We start from the raw sequence: 12,815 nt of genomic DNA on the forward strand, positions 1-12,815 counted from the left end.
GTGCGTGCGTTTTGATGCTCGCGGGCCCGACTCCCCGACCCGCCGCGCCACCCCCCCCCCCCCCCCCTCGACTCTACGGCTATCGGCGCGCCTCGATGAACGCCGAGATCCGCTGCAGCGTCTCCGCATTGCCCGCGGTATAGACGATCATCGACAGGTCCGGGCGCGCTTCCACGGCAAAGGTCGAGAAGTCCAGCTCCAGCAGGCCCAGCTCCGGGTGCTTGAGCCGCTTGCTGCCATCGCCCTCGCTGGCCACGTCGTTGCTGCGCCAGAGTGCGGCGAATTCGGTGCTGCTGGCCGAGAGCTCGGCGGCCAGCTCGGCCACTTCGGTCTCGGCACCGGCACGGATGGCGTCGGCACGCAGCGACGCCACCACGAAGCGGGCGACGCTGCTCCAGTCGTCCTGCGCCGAGCGCACCCGGCTGTTGCTGAAGATGAAGCGCAGGATGTTGCGCTCGCGGGCCGGCACCTGCGCGTAGTCGGTCAGCAGCACCGTGGCGGCGTGGTTCCAGGCGACCACGTCCCAGGTCGGGGTGCGGATCAACGCCGGGCTGTAGGCCAGGGCGTCCAGCACCCGCTGCAGGCGCGGCGAGATGCTGTCGCCGCTGCGGTACTTCACTTCCGGCGGGCGGCCCAGCCCCAGCATGTAAACGTGTTCGCGCTCGGCGTCGGTCAGCCGCAGGGCGGCGGCGATGCGGTCCAGCACCTCGGCGGACGGCGCGCCGCCACGGCCCTGTTCCAGCCAGGTGTACCAGGTCGGGCTGATGCTGGCGCGCTGCGCGACTTCTTCGCGACGTAGGCCGGGGGTGCGCCGGCGACCGGTTTCGAAGCCGAAACTGGCTGGATCCAGCCGCGCGCGACGGCTCTTGAGGAATTCGCCAAGCGAATGCTGGTTCATGCCGGTGACCGCCTGCCTGTCAGTGGCTATACCTGTATAACGTCACTACTTTAACAGGATGCGGCGAACGGGATACTGGGCCCACTTTCCAGTGGAGGCAGACCTCATGCGTGTATTCCTGACCGGTGCCACCGGCTTCATCGGCAGCCGCGTACTCCAACAGCTGCAGGCTTCCGGCCACCAGGTCATCGGCCTGACCCGATCGGAGGCGGGTGCGGAGGCACTGCGTGCAGCGGGCGCCGACGTGCAGCACGGCGAACTGGGCGACCTCGCCAGCCTGCGCGCCGGAGCCAAGGCGGCGGATGCGGTGATCCACACCGCCTTCGACCACGATTTCAGCCGCTTTGCGGCCAACTGCGAGCAGGATGCCGCGGTGATCGGCGCAATGGGCGAGGTGCTGAAGGGTTCGGCGCGCCCGTTGCTGATCACCTCCGGCGTCGGCATGGGTGAAGCGGAGCCCGGCCAGCCGGCGGTGGAGACCGTGTTCAATCCGGGCCACGGCAACCCGCGCATCGCCTCCGAACGCGCAGGCAACAGGCTGCTGGAGGCTGGTGTGGACGTGCGGGTGATGCGCCTGCCGCAGGTGCACGATGCCGTCCGCCAAGGGCTGATCAGCTATTTCATCGATATTTCCCGGCAGCAGGGCGTGGCCGCCTACGTGGGCGAAGGCGCAAACCGCTGGTCGGCTGCACATGTGGACGACGTCGCCCGTGCGTACTGTCTGGCGCTGGAGCGCGGTCGCTCGGGTGAGCGTTACCACGCGGTGGCCGAGGAGGGCATCAGTGCGCGCCGTATCGCCGAAGTGGTGGCGACGGGGCTGGGCGTGCCGGTGCGCAGCATCACACAGGAGGAGGCCGCTGCGATGTTTGGCTGGTTCGCGCTGTTCGCCGGGATGGACCTGCCGGCATCGAGTGCACTGACGCAGCAACGCCTTGGCTGGCAGCCGGGTGGCCCGACGCTGCTGCAGGATCTGCGGGTGATGGACTACCGCGCGGGGCGCTGACAACGGGTGAATGGCCCTGCACCGCGCGTGCATCTGTCCGCGCGGATACTGGCCACCCTTGAATCGTGCATTGGGCCAGCCGGGGCCTCCGCCATGCCACGTCGGAAAACGCTGCGCATCGCCACCTTCAACGTCAACGGGATCGGCCCGCGGCTGCCGCAGCTGCTGGCATGGCTGGACCGTGAAGCACCGGATGTGGTCGCGCTGCAGGAGCTGAAGGCCACGGACGCAGCGTTTCCAGCGGCGGAGCTGGGGCAGGCGGGCTATGGCGCAATCTGGTGCGGCGAGGCGCGCTGGAACGGTGTCGCGGTACTTGCCCGCGATGCGATGCCGATTGAAAGCCGTCGCCGGTTGCCGGGTGATCCCGAAGACAGCCAGAGCCGTTATCTGGAAGCGGCCGTGCATGGCATCGTCGTGGGCGCCCTGTACCTGCCCAACGGCAACCCGCAGCCCGGTCCGAAATTTGATTACAAGCTGCGCTGGATGCAGCGCCTGCTGGACCATGCCCGTTCGCTGGTCGACCTTCCACACCCGGCGGTGCTGATGGGCGACTTCAATGTCATCCCCACTGATCTGGATGTGTATGACCCCAAGGCGTGGAAGCGTGACGCGCTGTTCCAGCCCGATGTCCGTGATGCGTTCGAGCGATTGCTGGCGCAGGGCTGGACCGATGCGCTGCGAAAGGTGCACGGCGAGAAGATCATCTACACGTTCTGGGACTACTTCCGCCAGCATGCCGAGCGCGACCGCGGGCTGCGCATCGATCACCTGCTGCTCAATCCGGTGCTTGCGTCGCGGCTGAAGGATGCCGGGGTCGATCGCTGGGTGCGCCTGCAGGACAGGGCCAGCGATCACGCGCCGACCTGGATCACGGTCAGCATCTGAATGCTTCATCGTAGCGTTGGGCAGCGGCCGTGATGATGCCTATCCACGGCAATCATCCAGCGGATACATCGGCAAGACAGCAACGTGACCGGGGAAGGCCTACGTTCCAGATCTGTCCCCTGCGACGTCCATGAAATGCTCGCTCCTGTCCTGCCTTCCCCGTTGTCCAACCTCGCCAGGCAGCGCCTGTTGCAGGTGCCTGATCTTCCGCTTCCGGGCCAGGGGCGCACCCTTGAACGCTGGCGTGCACTGGCAGCGCTGGGTCATGAAGACCTGTGCCTGGCCAAGGTGCTTGAAGCCCATCACGATGCAATCGCGATCCTGCACGAACTACGCGTGCCCGTGCCTTCAGAACAATTTCTGGCGGTATGGGCGGCAGAGGGCCCGGCCTGCACCTTGCGCGCGGAGCACGACGGCCGGCTTCGCGGCGACAAGCCGTGGTGCTCGGGAAGCAATCTGGTCGACACCGCGCTGGTGACCGTGCGTAGCGAGGCGGGCGTGCAGCTTTACAAGGTGGACGCATCGCAGTGGCACTGCATGGATGGCGAGCCGTGGCCGGCCGCTGGCATGGCCGGGGTGCCGTCCACCACGGTGCGCTTTGATGGCGCAGAGGCCGAAGCGGTGGGTCCGGTCAATGGCTACCTGGAACGACCGGGCTTCTGGCACGGCGGCGCCGGGATCGCGGCAGTATGGTTCGGCGCGGCAACAGCGCTGGCCGAGCGCATGCAGCACGGCTGTGGCGAGGGCCTGCGCGCGCGGTTGCTGGGCAAGGCCGATCTGGCACTGGCACCGGCAGCGGCGCTGCTGCGCGAGCTGGCCATGGCCATCGACGCGGCACCGCAGCTGACACACCGCGTGCAGGTGGTACGCGTGCGCAGCGTCGTCGAGCGCGCCGCCACGCAGGTGCTCGATCTGGCCGGCCGCGCGCTTGGCCCCGCACCGATGTGCATGGAAGATGCCCATGCCCGGCGCTGGGCGGACCTGACGGTGTTCATGCGCCAGAGCCACGCCGACAAGGATTGGCAATGGCTGGGCGAGCAGTGCGCCCGACAGGTGATGCCATGGTCGCTGTAGCCACCATCCACGGCCAGGGTTCGGACGAGCGTGCGTGGGAACACTGCGACTGGCTCTGGCAACAACCTGAAACTGCGCTGGCGGAACTCTGTGCAGGCGTGCGCCGGCTGGTAGTGGTCGCGCCTCATCCGGATGATGAGGTGCTCGCGTGTGGCGGGCTGCTCTGTGCGGCTGCAGGCATCGGCCTGGAGGTGCAGGTCGTTGCGGTGACCGACGGCGAGGCCTGCTACCCGGGCGAGCGCTGGTGGACGCCGCAGCGCCTGCGCCAGGCACGCCGTGAAGAGCTGCGCGACGCTTTGGGTGCGCTGTCCATCGATGCCGCCGCCATTGTCCATCTTGGCATTGCCGATGGCGGCGTCACCGACCACGAAGCCGGCCTGGAAGACTGGCTGTGGCAGACCCTGCGCGAAGACGACCTGGTGCTGGCGCCGTGGCGCTTCGATGGTCACCCCGATCATGAAGCGGCTGGCCGCGCCGCCTGCCGGGCGGTACGGGCGGCCGGCTGCAGGCGTCTTGAATATCCCGTCTGGGGCTGGCACTGGCTGGACCCCGGCTGCGCCCACATGGCGTGGGAGCAGCCGAAGCTGCTCGACATTTCCGCCGTCGCCGCGCACAAGCGCAAGGCGATCGCGCAGTTCCGCACCCAGACCGGCGATGTCTCCCGCCTGCACGCCGAGCCCATCCTGCCGGCCCATGTACTCACCCGCTTCTATAGAAATCACGAGGTTTACTTCGCATGAGCGCCCAGCCTTACTTCGATGACCTGCACGCCAACGACGATCCGTTCGGCTACCGCACCCGCTGGTACGAAGAGCGCAAGCGCGACCTGCTGATGGCCAGTCTGACCCAGCCCAGCTTCCAGCGCGGCTGGGAGCTGGGCTGCTCCAACGGCGTTCTCACCGAGCGCCTGGCTGGACGCTGTGAGCGACTGCTGGCCACCGACATCAGTCCGCGCGCGGCGTTCCAGGCGCGCCGCGGCCTGGCCCATCTGCCGCACGTGCAGGTGCACTGCGCGCAGCACCCGCAGCAGTGGCCGGCCGGTCGTTTCGATCTGATCGTGTGTGGTGAGATGGGCTACTACCTGGGCCCGGAAGCACTGGTCGAACTGCGCGATGGGCTGCACGCCGCGATGAAGGACGACGGCCTGCTGGTTGCCTGCCATTGGCTGCCGTCGTTCCCGGGCCGGGCCAGTCGCAGCGCGCTGGTGCACGAACGGCTCGGGCATGGCCTGCAGGAGGCGTTCTGCTACCGCGACAGCGATTTCATCCTGCAGGGCTGGACGCGCAGGCCACTCTCGCTGGCCAGCAACGAGGGCCTGAGATGATCGGCGTGCTGGTGCCGGCGCACAACGAGGCCGAGCACCTGGCGGCGTGCCTGCGCTCGCTGGCCATCGCTGCAGCGCATCCGGGGCTGGCAGGCGAACCGGTGCAGATCATCGTCGCGCTGGATGCGTGCACGGACGGTAGCGCTGAGGTCTGTGCGCAGATGGCCACCGAAGTCCTCAGCCTGCAGGCGCGGTGCGTAGGCGCTGCGCGCGCGGCCGCGGCGGCCGTGCTGGTCGAGCGCGGCGCCGCGTGGCTGGCCAGCACCGATGCAGACAGCGCAGTCCCGCCCGATTGGCTGGTGGCCCAGCGTGGCGCTGGCACCGACGTGTTCTGTGGCGTCGTCGATCTCTGCCCAGTGGCGCCGCAGCAGGCGTGGCTGCGCAGCTGCTTCCAGCGCAGTGAGCGCTGGGGTGAGGGGCATGGTCGCGTGCACGGGGCCAACCTCGGTGTCTCGGCCGCTGCTTACCGGCGCGCAGGCGGCTTCGCAGCGAAGCGATGCGCCGAAGATGTGGATCTGGTGCGTCGGCTTGAAGCGTCGGGTGCGTCGATCCGCTGGGCTGGCGCGCCTGTGGTGACCACCAGTGGCCGGCTGTCAGGCCGCGCCGTCGGTGGCTTTGCCGATTATCTCGCCAGCCTGGCCGCGGCTGAGGCTTTGCCGCCTGCTCAGCTCTCCCTTGCGAGCTAACAGAAGGCTGCACTTCCGCTGCGTGTCGATAAGTCACCTCATTCCACCGGGGTTGGCAGCGCAGGGCAACAGCCGTCTGCCCCGCCAGCCCATGCGGGGTTGCGCCGCAGGGAATGCCCTGCGGCAGGCAAGCAGCAGGTTAAAGGGTCACAGCGCCACCGGAGATGGTCAGCAATGCGCCCGATGTATAGCTGGCGCTGTCCGCTGCCAGCATCACATAGGCAGACGCAAGCTCGGCGGGCTGGCCAGGGCGGCCGAACGGGGTTTGGCTGCCAAAGCTCTCAACCTCTTCTGCGGCCATCCCAGCAGGAATGAACGGCGTCCAGATCGGGCCCGGCAGAACCGCATTGACCCGGATGCCCTTTTCGGCCAGCAGTCCGGCCAGACCGATCGTGAGGTTGGCCACCGCGCCCTTGGTGGCGGAGTACGGCAGGATGTTGGGCGTAGGCTTCTTCGAGTTCACCGACGCGGTGTTGATGACCGAGCCGCCGTCCTTCAGGTGCGGAACGCTGAGGCGGGTCAGGTTGAAGAGCGCATGGACATTGGTATCGAACGTCTTGCGCCAGTCGTCCATCGTGATCTCGTCAAACGACTCGTAGTAGCGCTGGTAGGCGGCGTTGTTGACCAGGATGTCCAAGCCGCCCAGCTCATTCACGACGCGCTGGATCAACTGCTCGGCCTGCGCTTCGTCACTGATATCGCAGGGGATCAGTACCGCCTTCTGGCCGGCCTCCTGGATGAGCTTGCCGATGGCGGCAGCATCGTCCTTCTCGCTCTCCAGGAAGGCGATCGCCACATCCGCACCTTCGCGTGCATAGGCGATGGCCACGGCTGCACCGATGCCGCTGTCGCCACCGGTGATGAGTGCTTTCTTGCCCTCAAGCTGGCGGTGTCCCTTGTAGCTCTGTTCGCCGTGGTCCGGCTTCGGGTCGAGTTTGCTGGTCTTGCCGGGGAAGGACTGCTGCTGCGCTTTAAACGGCGGCTTCGGGTAATTGGGGAGTGGCATGCGTGCATCCTCTGCTGGGGAAGGGAACTGCCAGTGTGGGCACACCGCAGTAAACGCCGTGGCCCAGCAATGTCGGCAGGGCGTGCACGGCGTGGGTCACAGCGGGTGCGCGATGGTGGTCATGATGCTGTTCGCCGCCTGGCGCGAATCCAGGCGCGTATGCTGCACCACCACGGGCACGTCGGACTGGATGACGCAGGAGAAGCCAACGCCCAGTGGCACCGGGGCCGGTTCCTGCAGGTCATTGAAGCGTTTGTGGCAGGTGCGCTGGGCAGGAACGGTGAAGATGTAGGGGCCCTGCGGCTCGCGATCCTCGAAGTACAGCATCAGGCTGATCCGGGCATCGGTGCTGCCGGCATTGAGGATGCAGCACGTCTCGTGGCTCTCCAGCTCGGGCTCCCGGCCGTTGCTCCAGCTGGGGATATAGCCCTCGGCAATGGCCCAGCGCGTGCGCCCGAGGGCGCCGGATTCGTCCTGCGTCATGGTCCTTCTCCGTACGGGGGGCCACCAGAGTGGTCGAGGCACCCGCGTCGGGGGCGTGCATGGCACGTGTCCACGACATCAACGTGAAGCGTTCAGTGGCGTCCGCCGCTACGCGTTGGCGGTCCTGCGGCGCTTGCCTATCATGCATCGCTGGTTCCACTGCACCTGACTGCTGCCCTTCATGCCTTCCAATGCGCAGGCCGCGCGCCGTTCCGCCCGCGCCGCCGGCTATGTGTTTCCCGAGCATCTGCGCGAGCAGGCGCAGGCGCTGCCTGCACAGCCCGGTGTCTACACCTTCCACGGCCGCGAGGGTGGCCTGCCGCTCTACATCGGCAAGAGCATCAACCTGCGCACGCGCGTGATGGACCATCTACGGACGGCCGAGGAAGCTGCGATGCTGCGCCAGTCCGAGCGCATCAGTCATCTGCCGATGGCCGGGGACCTGGGAGCGCAGCTGCTGGAGGCAGCGATGGTGAAAGAACAGCGCCCGCTGTACAACCGCCTGTTGCGGCGCTTGCCGCGTCAATTCAGCCTGCGTCTGTACCGGGGCGAGATCAGCGTGGTGAACTCGTCAGAGGTGGATCTGACGACCACGCCGATGCTGTACGGCATCTACTCAAGTGCCCGCGCCGCGCGTGAATCGCTGCGCCGCGTGGCGGATGAGAACCGCCTGTGTTATTCGCTGCTGGGCCTGGAGCGGCTTCCCTCTGGACGCCCGTGCTTCCGCTCGATGCTGCGCCAGTGTGCCGGTGCCTGCTGCGGCGGCGAGACCCTGGCCGAGCATCAGACACGGCTGGCCGACGCGTTGAGGCTGCTGGAGATTGCCGAATGGCCCTACGCCGGACCGGTGGCCATCGAGGAGCGCGGCGAAGCGATGCGGCAGTTTCATGTCGTCGATGGATGGTTCTATCACGGCAGCGCGAAGACCTTGGCCGCTGCCCGGCGCGTGCGCCGCAGTGATCCGGTCTTCGATCGCGACGCGTACCGCATCCTTCGCAAGGGGCTGTCCTTGGGCCACTGGGCCCTGCACCCGCTGTGACAGGCCGGGCAGACGGAGTCACGCAGCGTGGACGACCTGTTCTGTATCCCTCCGGGCAGGCCATGCAGGGAGAAAACCGTGACCGATCTGTTCGAGCTGGGCATGCCGTGGTTCGAGTTCGTACTACGGGCCACCGCCGTCTACGTCGTGGTGCTGCTGCTGACGCGCCTCAGTGGCAAGCGATCGATCGGGCAGTCCGCACCGTTCGACATGCTGGTCATTGTCCTGCTCGGCACGGCGGTGCAGAACTCGCTGATCGGCGAGGACACCTCGCTGCTTGGCGGGCTCATCCTTGCGGCCACGTTGCTGGGTCTGAACTGGCTGGTCGGCTACTTGACCGCGCGCAATCGTCGGCTGCACCGTTGGGTGGAGGGCGCGCCGGTCGTGCTGGTGCGCAACGGCAAGGTGTTCTGGGACCAGTTGCGCCGCTGCAACGTAGCGCCGGAGGACCTGGATGTGGCCATGCGCAAGGCAGGCTGCGATGGCCATCACCAGATCGAACTGGCCATGCTGGAGACCTCGGGAGAGATCACCGTGGATGCTGAAGACCGCTGAAGCCGCAGCAGCGGAATGCACACGCCGCACACGGCAAGGTCACCGCCGGCACAGCGGTGGCCATGCGATGCTGCAGCCCCCAACGGCAGGAGAACGATGATGCAGGCGCTGACCTATCACGGCCGCAAGGATGTCCGCGTTGAGACCGTACCCGATCCGGTACTCGCTGCCGAGGATGACCTCATCCTGCGGGTGACCGCCACCGCCATTTGCGGCTCCGACCTGCACCTGTACCGGGGCAAGATTCCCGACCTGCACAGCGGCGACGTGCTGGGCCACGAGTTCATGGGTATCGTGGAAGAGGTTGGCAGGGGCGTGACCCAGGTACGCCCTGGCGACCGCGTGGTCATCCCGTTCGTGATTGCCTGTGGTGAATGCTTCCACTGCCAGCTGGCGGAGTACGCCGCATGCGAGACCACCAACCCCGGCAAAGGGGCGGCGCTCAATGCGAAGGGATTGATGCCGCCGGCCGCGTTGTTTGGGTATAGCCACCTCTACGGTGGGGTCGCTGGGGGCCAGGCGGAGTTCGTGCGGGTGCCCAAAGCCAACGTCGGTCCACTGCGCATTCCCGAAGGCGTGGCAGACGAGCAGGTGCTGTTTCTGTCCGACATCCTGCCGACCGGCTACCAGGCCGCGCTCAACGCCGGGGTGAAGGCGGGCTCGACGGTTGCCATCTTCGGTGCAGGACCGGTAGGGCTGATGAGCGCTGCCTGCTGCCGCCTGCTGGGTGCGGAAACCATCTTCATGGTCGATCACCTGCCGTATCGGCTGGATTTCGCGCAACGCACCTATGGCATCACGCCCATCGATTTCAGCAAGGTGGACGATCCCGCCGACTACATCGTCAGCCAGACCAGCGGGCGAGGCGTGGATGCCTGCATCGAGGCGGTTGGCTTCGAGGCAGAGGGCAGCTCGCTTGAAACTGCGTTGACCGCGGTGAAGCTGGAAGGCAGCAGCGGTGTTGCGATCCGCCAGTGCATTGCTGCCGCTCGCCGTGGCGGCGTCGTCAGTATTCCTGGCGTCTATGCCGGCTTCATCCACGGCTTCCTGCTGGGGGATGCATTCGACAAGGGCCTGACGTTCAAGATGGGGCAGACCCATGTGCAGGGCCTCATGCCTGAGCTCCTGACCGCCATCCTTGATGGCAAGCTGGACCCCGGCAACATCATTTCGCATCGGATGAGCCTGGCCGACGCCGCGCAGGGCTATGCCATGTTCGATGCAAAGGACGATGACTGCCGGAAGATCGTGCTGACCCCGTGACAGGCGATCCTGCGCGCGCTACGCCGCTGACCCCTGACAAGCGTTACATCGTGGTACGCGGCCGACTCTGGCGTGCGACCAACCCCAATCTCACCGCCACCGAGCGTGCGCGGTGGGTTGCCGCTCTCATGGACGCGCGGCGCGCGGTGCAGGGCGCAATGAGGAGTGGGGAGTCGACCGCGCTGCGCAGTGCGCGCCGCGCGGTGGAGGCGGCCAAGCGAGGCCTTGGCGAGCGCGGCCCGGTCTGGTGGACAGATGGCGGCAAGGACTACAACCGCTATCTGGTGAAGAATACGCCATACGCGAGCTGGTTCGACGCGCTTTGAAGCCGGAGGCGAAGCAGCTCAGCCTCTCCGGCGTATGCGCCTTGTCCTGGTCGCTGGCGTCGCCCGTGGGATTGAATGGCAGCTTGCTCATCAGAGGGGTTCCTTGGTGGGTATGAAGTCTCAGCGCTGTGACGGGCGCGCGGCACGGCCCTGCGCGAGCGTCTGGTTGACCGCTTCCTGCAGCTGCGGGATGTGGAAGGGCTTGGCCACGAAACGGGCCTTCTGGTGGCGAGCGGGGACCACCTGGTCATAGACTGCCGACGCGAACAGGAATGGCACTCCCAGCTCTGCCAACCGGTCGGCAACCGGGAACACCACGCCGTCGCCGAGCTCGATATCGAGAATGGCCGCGTCAAACTGTCCGTTGCGGAGCAGGCTCAATGCCTCGAACACGCTCTCAGCATGCGTAATGGTACTTCCGTCGCTGGACAGCGCATCTTCGACCAGCTCGGCCAGGTCAAGCTGATCCTCCACCAGCAACAGGCACTGTTCCTGGACCCGTTCACTTCCGTACTTCTGCATGCCGAACCTTGTTCATTACCTCTTATAGGAAGGTACTGTCCGCTTCCGTGCATCAAGGCAGTGCCTGCCCCCTGTGTGCGGCATGCGAAGGCGCTGTTCTGCTGAAGCACTTCACGCGGGACGCGTGCCTGGTTCACCCCCGCAGGACAGGGAGTACGGGAAGCTGGATTGATGCAGACCGCGCCCCCCACCTTGCCATTTGAACCCATTCACGTAGGCTGCGCAGGGTGGTCCTTGCCGTCCGCGCATGCAGCCGACTTCGGTGAGGGTCAGAGTGCACTGCAGCGCTATGCAACCCGCTTTTCGCGGGTGGAGATCAACTCTTCGTTCTACCGCCCGCACAGACCAGAGACCTACGCGCGATGGGCGCAGGCCGTCCCCGCGCATTTCCGCTTTTCGGTAAAGATGCCGCAGGCCATCAGTCACGAAGCCGGCCTGCGGGGGGCGGGGCCGTTGCTTGACCCTTTTCTGCACGCAGTGAACTACCTCGGCGATCGGCTGGGCGTACTACTGCTGCAGCTGCCGCCGCGCCTGGCGTTCGATGCCCGCGTGGCATCGACCTTCTTCCGGGCAGTCCGGCATCGCACGGCCGTAGCCGTGGCCTGCGAACCCCGCCATGAAAGCTGGTTCTCGGCGCCGGCTGACGAACTGTTGGAACGTCACGGCATCGCACGCGTCGCCGCCGATCCTGCGCGGGTTCCCCGCGCGGCCGAGCCCGGTGGCGCGCGCCAATGGAGTTACTGGCGATGGCACGGTCGACCGCGCGTGTACTACAGCAGCTACCCGCACAGTGACCTGCGCGCGCTTGCCCAGGCGGCAGGTGCAGCCGCCGGCCAGGGTCCGGCCTGGATCATCCTGGACAACACCGCGCAGGGTCACGCCATACCCAATGCGCTGCGCCTGCAAACCCTGCTGAAGGAGAACCAGCATGCCTGAAGGTCCCTCTATCGTCCTCCTGCGCGAAGAGGCCGCTCGATTCAGGGGCAGGACGGTGCGCCATGTCGGCGGCAACAGCAGGGTGGACCTGGCGCCCCTGGTAGGGCGACGGATAAAGGCGGTACGCAGCTGGGGCAAGCATTTCCTGCTGGAGTTCAGCCACGTCTCACTGCGGATCCACCTCATGCTGTTCGGCAGCTACCGTATCAACGAGCGCAAGGATGGCGTTCCGAGGGTTTCGTTGCAGTTCGACAGAGAGGAATTGAACTTCTACGCGTGCTCGGTCAAGCTCATCGAGCAGCCTCTCGACGATGTCTATGATTGGCGGGCGGACGTGATGAACGACGCCTGGGATGCACGCCTGGCGCGCCGCAAGCTGAAAGCCATGCCCGATGCCCTGGTTTGCGATGCCCTGCTGGATCAGACCGTGTTTTCCGGCGTTGGCAACATCATCAAGAATGAAGTGCTGTTCCGCATCGCCGTGCATCCGGGGAGCCGGGTAGGGGATCTGCCTCCCCGAGTGCTGACCCGCCTCATCGATGAGGCGCGCAATTATAGCTTCGACTTCCTGCGCTGGAAGCGTGGGCACGAGCTCAAAAAGCACTGGCAGGTGCACGCCCGGAAGGCATGCCCGGGTTGTGGTGGGCCAATCAGTAAACTGTACATGGGGACCACGCAGCGCCGCACGTTCTTCTGCCCTGGCTGCCAGCGCCTGTACGGACCTGCAGATGCTCCATCGCTGCCGACAGAGCAGGCGGCATCTTCCCGGCGATCACGCCCAAAGGTTCCGCGTTGACGGCTGACATGTCAGCACG

At 66.4% G+C, this 12,815-nt stretch carries 16 protein-coding genes; 12 read left to right on the forward strand and 4 right to left on the reverse strand.

The window, feature by feature from the left end:
- Positions 1-79: 79 nt before the first annotated feature.
- Positions 80-898, reverse strand: coding sequence for a helix-turn-helix transcriptional regulator (locus FJU31_RS05765; RefSeq protein ID WP_150453891.1), 819 nt, complete (start codon positions 896-898; stop codon positions 80-82).
- Between the two features lie 106 nt (positions 899-1,004).
- On the opposite strand from FJU31_RS05765, the gene FJU31_RS05770 reads away from it, so the two are divergent.
- From FJU31_RS05770 to FJU31_RS05795, 6 genes are all read left to right on the forward strand, one after another.
- Positions 1,005-1,901: an SDR family oxidoreductase gene (locus FJU31_RS05770; protein ID WP_150453892.1), complete on the forward strand. Its 897-nt coding sequence runs from the start codon at positions 1,005-1,007 to the stop codon at positions 1,899-1,901.
- Positions 1,902-1,994: 93 nt separating this feature from the next.
- On the forward strand, positions 1,995-2,786 hold the full coding sequence (locus tag FJU31_RS05775) for an exodeoxyribonuclease III (RefSeq protein WP_150453893.1): 792 nt from the start codon (positions 1,995-1,997) through the stop codon (positions 2,784-2,786).
- 135 nt (positions 2,787-2,921) lie between these two features.
- Positions 2,922-3,860, forward strand: a complete 939-nt coding sequence (locus FJU31_RS05780; RefSeq protein ID WP_150453894.1) for an acyl-CoA/acyl-ACP dehydrogenase — start codon at positions 2,922-2,924, stop codon at positions 3,858-3,860.
- Complete coding sequence (locus tag FJU31_RS05785; RefSeq protein ID WP_150453895.1) at positions 3,848-4,600, forward strand: PIG-L deacetylase family protein; 753 nt, start codon at positions 3,848-3,850, stop codon at positions 4,598-4,600. The genes FJU31_RS05780 and FJU31_RS05785 overlap by 13 nt, the downstream gene beginning before the upstream one ends.
- Positions 4,597-5,184 carry a class I SAM-dependent DNA methyltransferase gene (locus FJU31_RS05790; protein WP_150453896.1) on the forward strand — a complete coding sequence of 196 codons (588 nt, stop codon included), beginning with the start codon at positions 4,597-4,599 and terminating at the stop codon, positions 5,182-5,184. Before FJU31_RS05785 ends, FJU31_RS05790 begins: the two co-directional genes overlap by 4 nt.
- On the forward strand, positions 5,181-5,870 hold the full coding sequence (locus FJU31_RS05795) for a glycosyltransferase family 2 protein (RefSeq protein ID WP_150453897.1): 690 nt from the start codon (positions 5,181-5,183) through the stop codon (positions 5,868-5,870). The genes FJU31_RS05790 and FJU31_RS05795 overlap by 4 nt, the downstream gene beginning before the upstream one ends.
- Before the next feature lie 139 nt (positions 5,871-6,009).
- On the opposite strand, the gene FJU31_RS05800 is transcribed toward FJU31_RS05795, so the two are convergent.
- The gene (locus FJU31_RS05800) at positions 6,010-6,876 is read right to left on the reverse strand and encodes an SDR family oxidoreductase (RefSeq protein ID WP_150453898.1); all 867 of its coding nucleotides are present in this window, start codon (positions 6,874-6,876) and stop codon (positions 6,010-6,012) included.
- A 96-nt stretch (positions 6,877-6,972) separates the two neighbouring features.
- Positions 6,973-7,359 (reverse strand): sensory rhodopsin transducer, encoded by a 387-nt coding sequence (locus FJU31_RS05805; RefSeq protein ID WP_150453899.1) that lies wholly within the window; start codon positions 7,357-7,359, stop codon positions 6,973-6,975.
- 181 nt (positions 7,360-7,540) lie between these two features.
- Between FJU31_RS05805 and cho the strand changes: the two genes are divergently transcribed.
- The 4 genes from cho to FJU31_RS05825 all read left to right on the forward strand — a co-directional run bounded on the left by cho (position 7,541) and on the right by FJU31_RS05825 (position 10,542).
- Positions 7,541-8,398, forward strand: a complete 858-nt coding sequence (cho, locus tag FJU31_RS05810; protein WP_150453900.1) for an excinuclease Cho — start codon at positions 7,541-7,543, stop codon at positions 8,396-8,398.
- 102 nt (positions 8,399-8,500) lie between these two features.
- Positions 8,501-8,953: a DUF421 domain-containing protein gene (locus tag FJU31_RS05815; protein WP_425473636.1), complete on the forward strand. Its 453-nt coding sequence runs from the start codon at positions 8,501-8,503 to the stop codon at positions 8,951-8,953.
- Positions 8,954-9,052: 99 nt separating this feature from the next.
- A complete protein-coding gene (locus FJU31_RS05820) occupies positions 9,053-10,216 on the forward strand; it encodes a zinc-dependent alcohol dehydrogenase (protein ID WP_150453901.1) in 1,164 nt (387 codons plus the stop codon).
- Positions 10,213-10,542, forward strand: a complete 330-nt coding sequence (locus FJU31_RS05825) for a hypothetical protein (protein ID WP_150453902.1) — start codon at positions 10,213-10,215, stop codon at positions 10,540-10,542. Before FJU31_RS05820 ends, FJU31_RS05825 begins: the two co-directional genes overlap by 4 nt.
- Before the next feature lie 120 nt (positions 10,543-10,662).
- On the opposite strand, the gene FJU31_RS05830 is transcribed toward FJU31_RS05825, so the two are convergent.
- Entirely contained in the window at positions 10,663-11,064 is a 402-nt protein-coding gene (locus FJU31_RS05830; protein WP_150453903.1) for a response regulator, read from the reverse strand.
- A gap of 171 nt (positions 11,065-11,235) precedes the next feature.
- Between FJU31_RS05830 and FJU31_RS05835 the strand changes: the two genes are divergently transcribed.
- Both FJU31_RS05835 and FJU31_RS05840 read left to right on the forward strand, forming a co-directional pair.
- Positions 11,236-12,000: a DUF72 domain-containing protein gene (locus FJU31_RS05835; protein WP_150453904.1), complete on the forward strand. Its 765-nt coding sequence runs from the start codon at positions 11,236-11,238 to the stop codon at positions 11,998-12,000.
- Positions 11,993-12,796 carry a DNA-formamidopyrimidine glycosylase family protein gene (locus FJU31_RS05840; protein ID WP_150453905.1) on the forward strand — a complete coding sequence of 268 codons (804 nt, stop codon included), beginning with the start codon at positions 11,993-11,995 and terminating at the stop codon, positions 12,794-12,796. Before FJU31_RS05835 ends, FJU31_RS05840 begins: the two co-directional genes overlap by 8 nt.
- Positions 12,797-12,815: the final 19 nt, after the last annotated feature.

This window comes from Stenotrophomonas cyclobalanopsidis (genome assembly GCF_008710035.1).
In the GTDB taxonomy this organism is placed as follows: Bacteria; Pseudomonadota; Gammaproteobacteria; order Xanthomonadales; family Xanthomonadaceae; genus Stenotrophomonas; species Stenotrophomonas cyclobalanopsidis.

What these genes read in the sequence shown, in the direction of transcription:
- FJU31_RS05795 (WP_150453897.1), top strand. Translation starts at nt 5,181, where the DNA reads ATGATCGGCGTGCTGGTGCCGGCGCACAACGAGGCCGAGCACCTGGCG.
- FJU31_RS05840 (WP_150453905.1), top strand. Translation starts at nt 11,993, where the DNA reads ATGCCTGAAGGTCCCTCTATCGTCCTCCTGCGCGAAGAGGCCGCTCGA.
- cho (WP_150453900.1), top strand. Translation starts at nt 7,541, where the DNA reads ATGCCTTCCAATGCGCAGGCCGCGCGCCGTTCCGCCCGCGCCGCCGGC.
- FJU31_RS05770 (WP_150453892.1), top strand. Translation starts at nt 1,005, where the DNA reads ATGCGTGTATTCCTGACCGGTGCCACCGGCTTCATCGGCAGCCGCGTA.
- FJU31_RS05790 (WP_150453896.1), top strand. Translation starts at nt 4,597, where the DNA reads ATGAGCGCCCAGCCTTACTTCGATGACCTGCACGCCAACGACGATCCG.
- FJU31_RS05765 (WP_150453891.1), bottom strand. Translation starts at nt 898, where the DNA reads ATGAACCAGCATTCGCTTGGCGAATTCCTCAAGAGCCGTCGCGCGCGG.
- FJU31_RS05835 (WP_150453904.1), top strand. Translation starts at nt 11,236, where the DNA reads ATGCAGACCGCGCCCCCCACCTTGCCATTTGAACCCATTCACGTAGGC.
- FJU31_RS05785 (WP_150453895.1), top strand. Translation starts at nt 3,848, where the DNA reads ATGGTCGCTGTAGCCACCATCCACGGCCAGGGTTCGGACGAGCGTGCG.
- FJU31_RS05815 (WP_425473636.1), top strand. Translation starts at nt 8,501, where the DNA reads ATGCCGTGGTTCGAGTTCGTACTACGGGCCACCGCCGTCTACGTCGTG.
- FJU31_RS05800 (WP_150453898.1), bottom strand. Translation starts at nt 6,876, where the DNA reads ATGCCACTCCCCAATTACCCGAAGCCGCCGTTTAAAGCGCAGCAGCAG.
- FJU31_RS05830 (WP_150453903.1), bottom strand. Translation starts at nt 11,064, where the DNA reads ATGCAGAAGTACGGAAGTGAACGGGTCCAGGAACAGTGCCTGTTGCTG.
- FJU31_RS05780 (WP_150453894.1), top strand. Translation starts at nt 2,922, where the DNA reads ATGCTCGCTCCTGTCCTGCCTTCCCCGTTGTCCAACCTCGCCAGGCAG.
- FJU31_RS05775 (WP_150453893.1), top strand. Translation starts at nt 1,995, where the DNA reads ATGCCACGTCGGAAAACGCTGCGCATCGCCACCTTCAACGTCAACGGG.
- FJU31_RS05820 (WP_150453901.1), top strand. Translation starts at nt 9,053, where the DNA reads ATGCAGGCGCTGACCTATCACGGCCGCAAGGATGTCCGCGTTGAGACC.
- FJU31_RS05805 (WP_150453899.1), bottom strand. Translation starts at nt 7,359, where the DNA reads ATGACGCAGGACGAATCCGGCGCCCTCGGGCGCACGCGCTGGGCCATT.